At 51.1% G+C, this 14,608-nt stretch carries 11 protein-coding genes and 1 pseudogene; 8 read left to right on the plus strand and 4 right to left on the minus strand.

Features of this window, described 5'->3' with window-relative positions; genetic code table 11:
* Positions 1–31 precede the first annotated feature (31 nt).
* The 4 genes from GF108_RS03175 to GF108_RS03190 all read left to right on the plus strand — a co-directional run bounded on the left by GF108_RS03175 (position 32) and on the right by GF108_RS03190 (position 6,596).
* On the plus strand, positions 32–517 hold the full coding sequence (locus GF108_RS03175) for an Hsp20 family protein (RefSeq protein ID WP_153666831.1): 486 nt from the start codon (positions 32–34) through the stop codon (positions 515–517).
* 494 nt (positions 518–1,011) lie between these two features.
* Positions 1,012–1,380 carry a hypothetical protein gene (locus tag GF108_RS03180; protein ID WP_153666832.1) on the plus strand — a complete coding sequence of 123 codons (369 nt, stop codon included), beginning with the start codon at positions 1,012–1,014 and terminating at the stop codon, positions 1,378–1,380.
* Between the two features lie 292 nt (positions 1,381–1,672).
* Positions 1,673–5,752, plus strand: a complete 4,080-nt coding sequence (locus tag GF108_RS03185) for a helix-turn-helix transcriptional regulator (RefSeq protein ID WP_153666833.1) — start codon at positions 1,673–1,675, stop codon at positions 5,750–5,752.
* Positions 5,753–5,954: 202 nt separating this feature from the next.
* Positions 5,955–6,596, plus strand: a complete 642-nt coding sequence (locus tag GF108_RS03190; protein WP_153666834.1) for a recombinase family protein — start codon at positions 5,955–5,957, stop codon at positions 6,594–6,596.
* 342 nt (positions 6,597–6,938) lie between these two features.
* Here GF108_RS03190 and GF108_RS03195 read toward each other — a convergent pair whose 3' ends face one another.
* Together GF108_RS03195 and GF108_RS03200 are read right to left on the minus strand one after the other, a co-directional pair.
* The gene (locus GF108_RS03195; RefSeq protein ID WP_153666835.1) at positions 6,939–9,569 is read right to left on the minus strand and encodes a DNA polymerase; all 2,631 of its coding nucleotides are present in this window, start codon (positions 9,567–9,569) and stop codon (positions 6,939–6,941) included.
* 146 nt (positions 9,570–9,715) lie between these two features.
* The gene (locus tag GF108_RS03200) at positions 9,716–10,258 is read right to left on the minus strand and encodes a hypothetical protein (RefSeq protein ID WP_153666836.1); all 543 of its coding nucleotides are present in this window, start codon (positions 10,256–10,258) and stop codon (positions 9,716–9,718) included.
* A gap of 753 nt (positions 10,259–11,011) precedes the next feature.
* Here GF108_RS03200 and GF108_RS03205 point away from each other — a divergent pair.
* Entirely contained in the window at positions 11,012–11,242 is a 231-nt protein-coding gene (locus tag GF108_RS03205; protein WP_153666837.1) for a hypothetical protein, read from the plus strand.
* A 180-nt stretch (positions 11,243–11,422) separates the two neighbouring features.
* Here the strand turns inward: GF108_RS03205 and GF108_RS03210 are convergent, their stop codons facing one another.
* Entirely contained in the window at positions 11,423–11,617 is a 195-nt protein-coding gene (locus GF108_RS03210; RefSeq protein WP_153666838.1) for a hypothetical protein, read from the minus strand.
* 860 nt (positions 11,618–12,477) lie between these two features.
* On the opposite strand from GF108_RS03210, the gene GF108_RS22650 reads away from it, so the two are divergent.
* A complete protein-coding gene (locus GF108_RS22650; protein ID WP_370462060.1) occupies positions 12,478–12,666 on the plus strand; it encodes an excalibur calcium-binding domain-containing protein in 189 nt (62 codons plus the stop codon).
* Positions 12,667–12,865: 199 nt separating this feature from the next.
* Here the strand turns inward: GF108_RS22650 and GF108_RS03220 are convergent, their stop codons facing one another.
* The gene (locus GF108_RS03220; RefSeq protein WP_153666840.1) at positions 12,866–13,276 is read right to left on the minus strand and encodes a PH domain-containing protein; all 411 of its coding nucleotides are present in this window, start codon (positions 13,274–13,276) and stop codon (positions 12,866–12,868) included.
* Positions 13,277–13,567: 291 nt separating this feature from the next.
* Between GF108_RS03220 and GF108_RS03225 the strand changes: the two genes are divergently transcribed.
* Positions 13,568–13,795, plus strand: a complete 228-nt coding sequence (locus GF108_RS03225; protein WP_153666841.1) for a hypothetical protein — start codon at positions 13,568–13,570, stop codon at positions 13,793–13,795.
* 154 nt (positions 13,796–13,949) lie between these two features.
* Positions 13,950–14,594: pseudogene (locus GF108_RS03230) on the plus strand (alginate export family protein); the annotation flags it as partial.
* Positions 14,595–14,608 lie beyond the last annotated feature (14 nt).

Here is a 14,608-nt window from a genome sequence, read left to right on the forward strand (position 1 = left end):
ATTTCTATGTTGCTCAAAGGAGGACCTAGCTATGAGAAGCAACGTCGATTTTTCCCCGTTTTATCGGTCGAGCGTCGGCTTTGACCGTATCTTCAACCTGCTTGAAAACTCTGCCCAACCCCAGGGTTCGGACAAATGGCCGCCTTATGACATCGTCAAACTTGGCGAAGACAAATATCGGATCGTCATAGCGGTGGCCGGTTTCAAACAAGATGAACTGACTATCACCCACGAACCAAATTTACTGGTGATCAAGGGCGATAAGCTACAAGACAAAGAGGGGGTGCAATACCTTCATCACGGGTTGGCGCTGAGGCCGTTTATTCACCGCTTCGAGCTCGCCGATCATGTGACCGTAACGGATGCCCAACTCGACACGGGGTTGCTCATCGTCGAACTCAAGAAGGAAATTCCAGAAGAGATGAAGCCACGCAGGATCGCAATTAGCGGTGCGGGCAATACCTTCGCTGGAGAAAGTTCGCCGCAGCGGCAGGTCATGGGCGACCGGGCTGCGTGATTGGCGTCAGACTGACACGTGCTGCGCCGTCGGCCACTTGAGCTCAATTGCCAAGCGGTCTGGCGGCGCATTTTTCAAAGTTACCCCCAGCCGAAGCCCGGGGGGCACGATTTGTTGTTCTGAACGGAGTGACAAACATGCAAACACCGACACAAAAGACACCGGGACAACGCACAGCACCGCCGGAAGTTCTTCAGAAAATAAGGTCCCAGGCGGCAACCCCTCAATCAAACGCACCCACGCTCTCTGAGGTGTTGCGTAAAGCACGGGGCGGCTGCATGAAGCACCGGTTTCGATCCGTAAAGAGCTATTAAATGACCGGGGACGGAAGCGGGTCAGGTAACTGATCCGCTTCTGTCAACGCTCAGGGCCGCTGCTTTTTTAAGCGCAGCGATTCTTGCACCGGCGTCCTGCCCCGTGCCATCTGAATAGAACGACGTTGATTTTCACCTGCGATTGAAGGGACCCTTCCTCTAGATAAAAGGAGATGGTCGATGTCCCTAGATGGATTGAAGCTTAGCGCAGCACGCCAAAAACCTCAGTTAGATTCTTGGGCGTTACGAAGAAAACGACTGGTTAAACAGATAGATAAACAGATTGCGTTTGTTGAGCAGACGGCTCAAGGACGAAACCCTCGCGGCCGTTGGTGGTGGGTCGACGAAGATGGAAAATTGGTTCTGTCGATCAAATATGGACGGAACGCACTGGAACTCGCAAAAGGCAAGCAAGCCATCATTTGTGACACACTGGCCGACGTCGTTGTTGCATTGGACAAAACCCGCGCTGCGGCGGTTGGAGGAACATTTGATCCTCAACTGGAAGCAATCTCTGTCCAAATCAAAAAGCGATTTCAAAAAAAATAGAACCATCGTCTCCGACGTTGCCGATGCTGTTCGCTCTTCCCGAGTAAACGAGCCTCACTCCAGTTCAACGGGGCTTTTTAAGAAGGCCTAACCCATAATGTTCATTAGAATAAGGAGGCCGCTCACCCAAGGACAATGACGAGTGCAGCGAAAATGGCCATGCGCCCCGAGGCTTTCACCGCCAGTACTTTCGTCAACACCACCTCTATTTGGTCAAAATTCATCACTTGAACCTTCCGACTGCAAAAGAGTAAGGTTGACGGCGTATATTGAGCTATGTCATATATAAAATATGACGTCGGGTCAAGAAACAAACATAGAAACCCTTTCAGGCGCTCAGTCCCGTGCGGCTCGCGCCCTGCTTGGTTGGTCGCAGGCCGATCTTGCTCAACGTGCGAGAGTCGGTGTGTCTACTGTGGCCGACTTCGAGCGCGGTGCTCGGGTCCCCGTCACAAATAACCTTGATGCCATGCGAGCTGGATTTGAAAGTGCTGGCATCACGTTTGCATTGGGCGGCGCGATTGTCGGACCGCTTCCAACCTTTGCTATACATAGTCGCGTGCCCGGGACGGAACTTCGCCCCGTTCGGTGGGTTGATGAAACGACCCTTAACTCATGGGCAGATCGAATTTCCGCTCGTGAAGATTTTCCTGAACTGATGCGACGATTGATGCTCGCTAGATTTGGTTACGGAGCACAGATTAGGTTTCCGTCAGGTGGTGCCATACAACTGAAAGGTTGGGATGCGCAGACCAACTTAAAAGCGGAAGATGCACTAATCCCAAGTGGTCTGGCCGGCTGGGAGTTTGGAGTAAACCAGAACATTCGTCAGAAGGCCGATAGTGACTTCCGCAACCGTGCAAAGAGTTATGAAGGAATTGTCCCGGCTGAACTAGCATACGTATTCGCGACACCAAGATATTGGGGTGCGAAGAACGAATGGGTTGAAGAACGTAGGAAAGAAGGGGTGTTTCGTGAAGTGCGTGTAATCGACGGTGTCGATCTTGCACAACTGCTCGAACAAACTCCTTCCGTCTCTCTGTGGCTAGCGCAGAAGTTGGGTCGTGTGCCTTTTGGAGTTCGGCTATTAGCAGACGCTTGGCAGGAATGGGCGTATTCCACCGCGATCCCACTCACGGAGCAGTTGATCCTAACGGGTCGCGACGAGCAATCGACTAAGATACATCGGTGGCTCAAGGAAGATGCGTCGGCGTTTGGGATGCAGGGTGAGTCTACAAGTGAGGCAATAGCTTTCTTGTATGCGTCGCTATCTGAGTATCCGCAGGAAGTCTCGGATGCGTACCAGTCGCGCGTGGTGGTTGTCGACACGCCCGAAATGGCGCGGGAAATAGCCAACGTCCCCGTACCGCTTATCGTAGTACTCTCCGAGGTCGACCCTGGAGTCGGCAACTTGCTATTGAGCAAGGGACATCATGTATTTCAGGCCTTCGGATCAAGCATCGCAGTTCCCGACGCGGTTAACGTGTTGCCACGAATTGGGCGCCATGCACTAACCGATCAGTTGAAGTCCATGCTGCCGCACGACCATACACGACAGGACGAGGAGCGGGTATATAACCTAGCCCGCGATGCGGCTGGCAGCCTAACTGTTCTCCGAAGATTGATGGAGGCTGCGCCAGGCTTGCTTCCTCCACCTTGGGCGCGACCGGACCGAGGGCGAGCATTCCTGCCTCTATTGCTCGCTGGCGCGTGGAGTGATGACAGCGAACTCGACCGCAAGCTCGTGTCTACTCTCGCTGGCATTCCATATCCAAATGTGCAGGAGAATCTAACCACAGCACTGGCATCGCCTGAAAGCCCGGTACGACGCATAGGGTCGATTTGGAAAGTGGCTTCGCCCCGCGACGCGTGGTTCCGGCTGGCTCGGTATATTATATCTTCCGACGTCGAGGCTTTCAAAGAGGCGGCGATGTCCGTCCTAACATACCCAGATCCTGTTGACGATGAGACATCAAATTGGTTTACGAAGCGTCCCCCAACGTACTCCGAGGAACTCAAGCAGGGTATTGTCGAAACTCTCATTCTCTTTGGAGTGTTCGGTTCCGTCCAAAAAAACGTTCGGGGACTTGAACACCAAGCCTCGATGATTGTGCGTAATCTATTAAAGGATGCTGACAGTTGCCGTTGGAGAGCTCTTGCTCCAGTTCTGCAGGAACTTGCTGAGGCGAGTCCCGAAGAATTTTTGCAAGCCGTAGATACGAGTCTGGACTCACATAAGATGCCTGTGATGACGCTTTTTGAGGCGGACAACGACAGTCTATTTGGAAGGAGTACTCAACATTCGAACTTACTTTGGGCGATGGAGATGTTGGCTTGGAGTGCGGAATATTTACCGACGGTCACGTCTTTACTTCTTAGGCTTGGAGATGTGGACCCCAAGCAGGATAGTCTTTTAAATCGTCCAGAAAACTCTCTCCGGCACATCTATCTGACGTGGTTCCCCCAGACTAATGTTCCGCTGGTGGAAAGAATGGCCATTCTTGACGCCATGCGTTCGCAGCATCCGGACGCCATGTGGCGATTGACGATGGCTCTGTATCCACAGGGCCACGACAACGCTACGAATACACCTACACCAATGTGGAGGTCTTTCGATTCGTTCGGAACGAGAGAAATAGTCACCAATGGCACAGTTCGTAATGCCGCGGAAATACTTGGTCGGTGGATTCTCGAAGGCGTGGGGCATGATTATGCGCGCTGGGACGAGGTATTGGATCGCCTCACCGATTTCCCATCCGATTTCCGTTCCGCCTTGGCCGAGCAGTTGTCAGCAGCTGCCGCAGAGATGTCATCTACCCATCGGGAGAAGCTTCGCGATAAACTACGACAGCAGCTTCACCGAAATCGACAGTTTTCAGAGGCGGGCTGGTCGATTCCTGACGTGGAGCTTGCTCCATTTCAAGCTGCCTACGACTCGTTGGAGCCAACCGATCCATTCTCCAGAACGGGTTGGCTTTTTAGAGAGTATAACGCCCCGTTAATTCATCCGCCCGGAACCGATTCTCGCGAGGAAGAGCGGCTCTCACGTGCAGCTCGAAGAGATGCCATCGGCGAATTGTCAGCTCATGGGAATTTGATTTTTGTGCGAGACTTCGCCAATTCAGATTCAACCATCAACCCCCACCTAGTAGGCGTAGCTCTTGCTGATGTGGCAGGCGACAAACGCATTTGGGACGTTTGGTCTGACTTACTTGCGCCAGGAGATAGCACTGGCCAGCAGATCGCCGCAGGCGCAATCAATACCCTGTGGCGTGACGGCGCAAGAAATCTGGTGTCCCGTCTCTTGGATAAGGCCATGTCCGAGCGATGGCCGGACACCAGCGTCGCCCTCGTTATGGCATCTTTGCCCAAGGAAGAAGAGTTATATCGGCGGTTAGATGCATCCTCTGACGAGGTTCAAAAGCTATTTTGGCGGAAAGTTTGGCCACATGAGCTAGATTTGAAGAGTCGAGGGCTTGGGTGGGTCGTCCGCAAACTTGTTGCAAACGGACGACCGTACAATGCTGCGGAGCTAATGCATCATCATCTCAACCAGGCTGGATCTAAGCTAATAGTGGAGGTGCTTGATAGCATCCTTGCCTCGGAAAATTCCGAACATTCCCGCGGAAACGATGGTGTGATGCTCCAGTACTACGTGGAACACATGTTCCACCAACTTGACGAGGACGAGTCATTCAACCAAGCTGAGTTGGGTCGGTTGGAGTGGGCCTACTTGAAAGTATTGGAGAACTCAAAACGTCCTCCGCGAATGCTTGTCCGTCAATTGAGCACTAGCCCAGAGTTTTTCAAAGAAATTCTCTGCCTTATGTATCGGGAAAAGAACTCTCGTCCAGCGGAATCAGACGACGATGACGTGAGCGAAACTGTTCGAAGACTCGCTCGCCATGCCAACACCCTCTTGCACAACTGGCGCGAGTTGCCAGGATTATCGGGAAATCGAATCGACTCTAATGTTTTTAATTTGTGGCTCAATAAAGCCCGCAGCCTCTGCGGAGCGGTGGGGCGGGGTGAAATTGCAGACGAAAAGATTGGCGAACTATTTGCGCACTCACCAAGCGATACAGACGGTACTTGGCCGCATAGCGACGTGCGCTCGGCCATTGAACGGCTGAAGAGTGAGAGGGTCGAGACGGGCCTTTACATCGGCACTCGCAACAAGCGTGGCGTTACCTCTCGCGGTCTCTTTGACGGTGGTGCGCTAGAGAGAGAGGAAGTCGAATACTATCGCGGCATGGCAACGCTTATTCGTCTGACGTCACCGAGAACGGCCGCAGTCCTTGCACGCATTGCACGCTCATATGAGATTGAAGCGCAGCAGTTCGATGACGAAGCCGCAAGGCGTGATTGGTAGGTTTAGGCTCCGCTCTTGAGTTTCGGGCGAGTTCTACCCCATCCTGCTGCCGCCGATGTAGCTTCTCTTGTTGTGCTTTCAAGCCTCTCTAGAGCACGCTTTACGATGGCATTCAGTTCAGCGAACCTTTCAAATGTTGTCTTTCAATTCCTAGGAGGGGATCCTTCAAACATAAACCAGCGTTTATGTTTGAAGGAGATCGATGAAATACGTCGCTTACTACCGCGTTTCGACAAAAAAACAGTCCAAATCGGGGTTGGGTTTAGAGGCTCAAAAGCTGATGGTCGAGACATTTGCAGAAGCAAATGGTTATCTGATCGCTGACTTCGTCGAGGTTGAATCTGGCAGGAATGACCAACGTGCCGAACTGACTAAGGCTATGACTTTTGCCAAAAAGACGAATGCCTCGCTTCTAATTGCGAAGCTCGACCGTTTTTCACGGCGGGTCAGTTTCATCGCCACGATGATGGAAAAGGGCGTTCCATTAGTTGTCGCGGAAATGCCGAATGCAACGGATTTTCAGCTTCATATTTTCGCTGCCTTGGCCCAAGAGGAAAGACGACTGATCTCTGAGAGGACTAAGGCCGCCTTGGCTCAAGCGAAGAGACAAGGGAAGAAGTTGGGGTTAAACGGGTCGGTATTGGCGTCAACGAACAAGGTTGAGGCTGAAGCGTTCGCTTCAACATTGGTTGAATACCTAGATAGCAATTGGAAGGAGCAGTCTTTAAGTCACTTGTCTAGAAATTTGAATTCGAAAGGCATTAGGACACGAAACGGTGGCAAGTTTTTCCCTCAGACAGTTAAAAACTATCTCGAAATCTGGAGACGCATTCCGGATATCTGAATATGAGATGAAGACTTGATACACGTTGTATCCGTCAAAGTTGTATATGGGTGTGAGGAGGCCAACAATTACAGATTTATGATAATTGGATGCCAGTATCTGCGTAGACATTATTTAAATCAATTAGGAGGAAATGTAAAATAAGAAATTCGTTGTCGGCTCTCGGCAGGCGAGATAAATATTGAAATACCGGTATGGCGCTTGTATTGACAGCGGGGATTGACCTATTTCGATATTTATGTTGGCTGTCGGGGCCGGGTTGCACCAGGGAAATGTATCGTATCCCTGGATGACCCATCGACGGGCTTTGACTAAGGCGGCGTACGTTTCCACTTCGGTGTTTCACCGAAGTGGCTCCAGGAAAGCCTCTACATCCAACTCAGGATAATGGTGTTGCTTGAGCAGCTCCAGCGCTCGGAGAGACTTTTCCGTGCGAAAGGACTGATGCGCTTTGAAATCGGCTCGTCTTCCATTGTCAATATCAGCGATGCTGCACTCGATGCCACATTCCTGCAAAGCTGACTGAAAGCTTGCATGAGACACTCTTCCTTGCCTCGCGGCCACCAACTCAAACCCTGCCTTGCTGTGTTTGAGGGCGCGGCACAAATCTCTTCTGATGCGGTCGATATCGCCGTTTGTCTTTCTCAAATATTTGGCCCTGTCCAAGTTGGGCGTTGAGTTTGTCTCTAGGTAAAGCTGGAACTCCTCAAGGTCTCGTTTTGTTTTGAGACACTTGAACGGCTTGATGTTGAACTTCTCCCAGGCTTTCCTGGCCTCGTTGAATTGATCTTCGTTTTCGAGCGGTTCTGTCTCAAACGACAAATGTGTATATTCCCTTTCGTTAAACACAACGGATCGGTCAGCCGCATTCACCGGTTGCCGTTTCCAGTCAAATTCCATGGAAACCCGTTTCACAACCCTCCGGAAAACAAAGTCGGCGCTATGCCGCATCATATCTTTTATCCCAATCCCAGACTCGTATTCCAGTTGTTGCCCCGGACAGCGATTAAAAAACAACTCCACGACCACGGAATTCTGCTGATCGATATTGAGAAGGGACTTAGTTTTTAGCCCTCCTTTCTGAATGACGATATTGTTCTTGCCGGCCCCCTTCTTCAATGTTGCCGAACCGCGTGTCCTCCACCCCAAAGGTTGTCTAATCTGGTGTTTAACTTCCAGCGCACTATCGCTGCCTACTAGCTTCTCTCGAGTATCTCGGAAGGACTGATAAAGGGGCCCTGCCTTTGCTATTTCGATTTGCTCGGTTGTTGCGTTAGTTAGCATCCCATCCGTAGTAGCGCTGAACACTTTGACACCGAGTGGGAATCCATTCAGAAGCTCCCCTAGGACTGCGCGCACGTACGATGTGATATAGGCCGCAAAGAAAGGCTGGGTGAGTTCACTTTGTGGCAATCCCACCATCTTGTCCCGATATAGGTCGTAAACACGCTTCTCTCGCAGCCCTTGGGCAGTCTTTCCGTACGTGCTGTTGCCCACTTCTTTCCAGAACAGATTATCAAACGTGCCTTTTTCAGATTTATTTCGATGTTCGATGCAGGTACGATTAAAATCTGTAAAAATTGGCTGTGTCTTGTCCGTATCGACAATGATCGCGGTTTTGATTTTGAGCTCGGCTCCAAGGCGTCTTGCTAGGAAAAGTTCTGGGGCGGCACACCATGACTCACCCTTACGAGGAAAGATAATTCCGTGGGCCGTCCTCACGGGTAGGGTTGGAAAGCGGACCGATCTAGGAAATTCGAATTCGACCCAAGCGTAGCCAAGATCATCGATATTAAGCTCTTCAATCTGATCAATCTCGCGCACACTGTCCCAATCGGGCGTTCCGATTAGGGACATTGCCGTAGGATAGGCAGAGCTTAGGTCAATATCATTCCAATCACCCTCGTCGGCGATACCGAAAATGTACTGCTCATTACGCCCCCCATGAAAGCACTCGGTGATAGTTTCCTGCCTGATATGTACTTTGGCTAAAAAGGGTTTTTGCGTGTGTTTCGTAAAGTAACCCAGTTTCTTGCTATATTTCTGGGTCTCAATTTCCTCTCTTCCTAGAATCTGCATAGGGTCGAGCCCTTTTTCTTCCCAACCCTTGAAGACTAGCTTCCGACCAAAACTCGTCAGCGTTACAGGCATTTTGAATTCATTGAACAGCTTTTGATTCTGTCGAATAATTCGCTCCCCGTATGCAACGCAGATCTCTGCATCCCGAATGGCATACTCGCGGAATTCGTCCCAGTTCGTTTTTCTATAGTCTTTCATATTCTCCTTGATACGAAGCTCTTCTTCCGGGCTATCAGCCAACTCGACCTTCGGGAATCCGAGAATATCTCCGATGGCGGCCAGTGATTTAGCATTTGCCGGAGCCAGCAACATCGTATCTCGCATCCGGATGCTAAGTGCACCGATGTCATTCCCCTTCTCATCGATGATCGCTAGCTTTTGCGATGTATCGATAGAGACAAAAGTGCTGCGGACGTTGGACAACAGTCTACGTGCATGATCTGCGAAACCTTCGAAAGCCGGCAGATCGGCTCGTGTGAAATGCCCAATGAGATAAGCGTCGCTTGGAAGGATGATGTCGGGATATTTCTGGACCAGCGCGCCCACACTAGCGACTATGAAATCGTTGAGAAACAATCTTTGATTTTCTTCGGGAATGATAATTCCTGAAGTCATGATAGGCGGCTCGCTCGCCTCAGCGTCAGCTTCCACTAGCTTTACGCTATATTGATAGGAAAGAATTTCATTCCGAGCCCTCTTCCCCTCAATATCGTCCCGCATCACTGGAGCGATTGACTGATATTCGGTATCGAAGCCGATCAGTAGATGGCGGCTGGCCGACTTGCCCTTTCTGCCTTGCTTCGAGAAGTTATGGGATCCTATGGAAACGGATAATGGACTACCTCCTTGTTCAGGCGTGGCAGTGTTAAATGTCTGGACGTTCAAAGTTTTCATGTAAACCTCTTTGATTTGAAAAATAAAGTTGAGAGCGCGATCGGTGCAGGACCGATTGCCAAAGCCTCGATGAATGGGAAAGAGTGGGTCCTGTGGACCAGGGGAGACCTTTAGGGAGGAGCCCCCTCTTGGCGGGGCCTCTGGGGTCAGTAGCCGTGGAGACCGTAGTGCCTAAACACGTCGACAGTTCTCAAGATCGGATATTCACCGCAATCAGTATACTCTTCGCGTTTTCCAGCCTCATCAGCAATGCCAATGAAGGTATTGTGGACAAGGGGAATGGAAGAGTACCTGTCGAGAGCGTTAATCCGTTCCTGGTCGGCGACCTTCAGTTCGCAAATTTCTATACCCAGGCCCGTTGCTGAAATTCGATCCAACGTGACCCCATCCGTCGCGCCATGCGTTGGCGCAATTGGACCAATCTGTCCTTTGACACCGAAAACGAGTTCATCGGCGTTGTGAACGAGCACAACCCCTGGGCCTTGACAAACGCTAGATACGACAAGCCTTTGAAACGTAAAACGTTTTTGTAGAAACAGGGCCAAAGAAATGGCACTGCTAAAGTCGCCGTCAAGGGTGCTCAAAGCTAAGGTAATCGACCCGCCTCGATCGAACTTGTGAAGCATCGTTTGGAATTTGGTATTGTTGGCCGGGGTGATGGGGCCGTTGAATATAGCTATTGTATTCATTGAATACTCCAATGTTGTTATATTTTTAAAATAAGGGGTGATGTGTCGTTATGACTTTCAATATATGTCATGTATCTTGAAGCATATCAAGAAAAATGTTTCCCTTGGTGATGGGTTTTATTGTTTTAAAAAATGAAACGTGACTTTAATTAGCTGTAAGCTATTGAAATACATCATTTATTCGTGAGCAAGTTTAAATAATAAATCTATTAGGACGAGGAGTTGCTTGTGCCCGATGGAGCCAGCTGCGTCTAGCCACGAATAATGGAAGCCAAACTTGGCCTGTTTTCAACGGTTGTCTGATTTAAGTTTCTGCCAGACTGTTCATTATGATCGCCAGAACAAATTTCGAGAATATTTCAGCCTATATCCTGCTTGACGATGTACCATATCTGCCTGAACCCGATTATTGGGTTAAGCGCGGAAGCATCGTTTTTGCATGTCTGCAACCAGACCATGGCATGGCCAGAGGTGACAGCTTGGTGATGGGGGAGCCTTATCTGGCGGTCACACTAGACCCGACGGGGGATTATCCGTTTTGGACAGTGCCGCTGAGATTGCTGACGCCTGCGATAAGGGCCAACTAGGTCTAGATAGTATGAGATGCTGTATGAGGCGGCTCTCAACCGGCAATTCACCTCTTCAGCCCTGTGCTCAAATACACGAAAGGCTGATCCGACGGGTTAGTGACGGTTATGAAGGCCACGTGCATTATCTGAGCGCACGTATTCGACAGGCAATAAGGAGCGATTTTTGACGCCCGAGCGATTTAAAGAATGCCTCTCCCTCTTGCGCTGGTCTCAGATCGATCTTGCGGCCGCATTGGAATGCGACATTTTTCTCACGAACGCTTGGGGCAACGGGCTCGAGCCGATCCCCGCTGAGATTTCGGCGTGGCTCGAGAAGCTCGCTAAAGCTCACCACAAAGCTGGTATTCCCGATGCTTATAAGGGCGCTGTGCTGAAAATGAGAGTTGGCGGGTAAGACAGAGCGGTGGTTCAAGTATTCCGTTTCGTCATTACCCTTCGCAATTCTGTCTCGATCGACACGAACTGATCTCGGTGCATAACTAGTTGGGTTGTATCCGCAACAGCGACGATACCCGCAAACACCTCATCCTCACCCCATCCGGCTGCCACGGCCTCTCCGAAGAGTTCAAGCAATTTATCCTCGATCGCTCTCTGCGGTTTCTTCATCAAAATAAAAGTGATGGCCAAGGGCGGAGGCGCCGAGCTGCGTGGCTTGGCCGCTGATGGCCCACAGATGATTTCGCTTCTTGGCATCGTTCTTGAGCATGACCTGGTGGGGATAGTAACGATCGACCATTGTCTTGGTCAGCGCGCCGCGGCTTCGGCTCAAGGGTGGGCGTCCTTTCAGATGCCATGCTCCCCCATCCCAAACAGGGTTTAAGAGTTTCAGATCATCGTCGGAACGGTCGTCGCTACCGAGCGTGTTCTACAAATGTTCTCACGGACCAGAGTTGTCAAGGCGGAACAATCTAGACAACATAACGTTGGCAGACATCAACGTGGGAACAGCTCATGCCGATCGCCATCCTCCACTTGATTGATCTGCAAGATTTTATGTTCGCAGCGGTCGCAGTGTTGATCTTTCTCTGGGCGCGCTTCGCTTTCACGTCCTGAATTAAAGCCCGACGAGCGCGATCGTGCGCGTATCGGTCAAGCGACCATTATGCGGGTCGAACCGCTCTAATCGTCGGCGCTCCCGTCATTTTTCCCGAGCGAGAGAAGGGATGAAATCAGTCGAGACGTGAAGGCGCGCAAGCGACCTCCGCTAGTCCCTCTGATTTCCCGCGATGCGATATGCTTATCGTACTGTACGGAGACGCCACGAGCCGAGAATTTCCGGCGCAACGACCTGACTTGATTTTTGAACTCAGGCATCAGCGTTTCCGGTGGCCGGCATCGCAGCGTTTACGAGGTACAGCTAGATGAACGACGCCCGCAGAACATCATTCACTACAATTCGAGCAATCTTATGGAGCCTACATTCACGAATATCTGCTCCAATACGGCCCTGGGGGCGGTATGTGGACAGACAAGCGATACCAACATGGGATTGGCGTTTCTGGCGCGGCCAAGTTCGGCCGCAATGGGAGCTATTATATATCCCGGTTGCGGTACAGCTGGTATCGCTATCGGACCGGACTATTCTTGGTCGCTGGTACGTCTATCTTCATCGCGCCGATGGTCATCGGAATGATCACAAGTCCCTGGCCGATCGGGGTCACAATCCGGCACTACGCGGCCCGCGCTAACTGCGACGCTGCGCGGTCGGTCGGGCTTGCTCCCGCACGCCGCGGCCAACCCGGATATTGGGACAATCTCGACGCAGACAACGACGGAAAATCATGCGAGCCGTTCAATCGAGGTTGGGCAAAGAGGTAGACGCTTTCAACCTCCCAAGGCTGTCAGTCCGCGGCATTCTTCTCGCGCAACTTCAGCCGCTAGACAGGCCCGATTTGGAACCTCTATGCCGTCTGGAACCGAGAAGATCCACTTTGTTCGGGAGAGCACATAACCTGTCATTTTTTTTACCGTCGCCGTGCGCAACACCCATCCATTTCAACCTTGAACTGGTAGATTGCTACTCGGTGTGAATGAGAACGTTGCGACTTTGTTTCAGCTGTTCAGTGGCGTGGCGAATGGTTTCACGGGTCTGTCTTGGTGACGTTATTTTTTGTAGATTCCAGTTACCAGACGCATCGGTTGTATTCACACTCACCGATCCAATTTGGAGCAATCTGTCGATCAAGCCTTGGTCAGATTTAGTGTCCTTGATACGATAAAGCTCGATGTCGTCAACCCGCTTTGAAATTATACCGACCTCTACGATAAGCCTGTGAGTGGTCAGCGTGTACTTCGTGGCGAGCCTTTTACCGATGGCATAAAGCGGGATCACTGCCCCAACACCAGTCATCGCCAATAGGTAATAAACTGGATTCAAGAATACGTCTCTCGATACAGGCCGCCGCACCCAAAGTGTCTGTTCTTCCATGTGTTTTTATCCTTTGAACTAATTGCCCGGCCCCATACCCCTCTATAAAAATAAGTCCACTGGCACCCTGACGTCTTCAACCCCTTTTTAGGTGATCCATTTCGACAAATTTCGCAGACAAGAATGCCAAATCGACACGGTGAACGCGCGGTACCTGGCATAGATGCTGCTCGGACAGAACAGGATCGAGCGGAGTCGCTTTGACTACTGAAACGGGTGATCGCTGGAGGCTGATCGTTCTCGAGGATGCGTACCAGCGCTTTCACGCTCTTGCTTCCGGTAGGGGAATAGGTGGCAACCAAGTTGGGTTCGATTCCAAATGCTGCCGAGCTGCTTGAATTTTGGCCCTTAGCCTCAGAAGGGGATCGCCGAGCAAATATCCTCATTCAATGCCAAACCAATATCGCGAAACTCGCAGTTTATATCGACAACTTGCTGCCAGCATTGGAACGCCCGGTGCCAAATGGAAAGCATTCGAAGATCGACTTGATGCGGTGGTTTGCGCCTGGGTTGGCGTAGAGGCGACCCATGCAGAACTACCCTGCGGGGCAAACTGTCGGCACCAGTCAAGCAATGCGCGGAACTTTGACCGTTCGAGAGTTCTATAATTACTGACAGTAAACTGGGAGGTATTCAATTATGAGAGTTCTAAAGTTTCTTATATCTCGGACTTGAAAGGGAAAATGCGCGCTTCTCACAAGGGACTGCCGAAGAACAGCGTCAGACCATCGGCACTCGGCTCTTTGGCAGACATGACGCTTTTGACTGGAATGTCGAGGCCGCCTACCAGTTTGGAAATTTCGGAACGGCCGACATTAGCGCATGGACCGTGTCTGCGGACATCGGATATACGTTTGCCGACGTTCCTTTTTCCCCGCGCCTCGGGCTCAACGCTGACGCTATAAGCGGTGACTATGATTTGCATGATCAAACGCTCGGCACGTTTAACCCTCTGTTCCCGAAGCTTCCCTACTTCTCCGAGGCGAATTTGGCGGCTCCCGCCAACCTCATCGATATCCAACCGAGTATAACCTTATCTCTGACGCCAAAAGTCAATTTGAATATTGGATGGAACCCGCTGTGGAAAGAGGCAGAGGCCGACAGTTTCTATATCCCGCCGCTCACTCCGGCGAAGGGTACCTCTGGCGGAAGCGGCCGCTTCATTGGCCAACAGATCAGCGCCACCATCGGACGGCAGGTAACCGACCATCTGAATTTCAACGGAACTTATGTGCACTTTTCTCCAGGGCAGCGGATCAGAGATGCGGGCGGACAATCCGGTGATTTTGTTGCGGCCTGGGCGCAATGGCTCTTCTAGCCCTGCATCGCACG

It is taken from the genome of Phyllobacterium sp. SYP-B3895 (assembly GCF_009647635.1).
GTDB lineage: Bacteria > Pseudomonadota > Alphaproteobacteria > Rhizobiales > Rhizobiaceae > Phyllobacterium > Phyllobacterium pellucidum.

What these genes read in the sequence shown, in the direction of transcription:
- GF108_RS03175 (WP_153666831.1), top strand. Translation starts at nt 32, where the DNA reads ATGAGAAGCAACGTCGATTTTTCCCCGTTTTATCGGTCGAGCGTCGGC.
- GF108_RS03180 (WP_153666832.1), top strand. Translation starts at nt 1,012, where the DNA reads ATGTCCCTAGATGGATTGAAGCTTAGCGCAGCACGCCAAAAACCTCAG.
- GF108_RS03185 (WP_153666833.1), top strand. Translation starts at nt 1,673, where the DNA reads ATGACGTCGGGTCAAGAAACAAACATAGAAACCCTTTCAGGCGCTCAG.
- GF108_RS03190 (WP_153666834.1), top strand. Translation starts at nt 5,955, where the DNA reads ATGAAATACGTCGCTTACTACCGCGTTTCGACAAAAAAACAGTCCAAA.
- GF108_RS03195 (WP_153666835.1), bottom strand. Translation starts at nt 9,569, where the DNA reads ATGAAAACTTTGAACGTCCAGACATTTAACACTGCCACGCCTGAACAA.
- GF108_RS03200 (WP_153666836.1), bottom strand. Translation starts at nt 10,258, where the DNA reads ATGAATACAATAGCTATATTCAACGGCCCCATCACCCCGGCCAACAAT.
- GF108_RS22650 (WP_370462060.1), top strand. Translation starts at nt 12,478, where the DNA reads ATGATCACAAGTCCCTGGCCGATCGGGGTCACAATCCGGCACTACGCG.
- GF108_RS03220 (WP_153666840.1), bottom strand. Translation starts at nt 13,276, where the DNA reads ATGGAAGAACAGACACTTTGGGTGCGGCGGCCTGTATCGAGAGACGTA.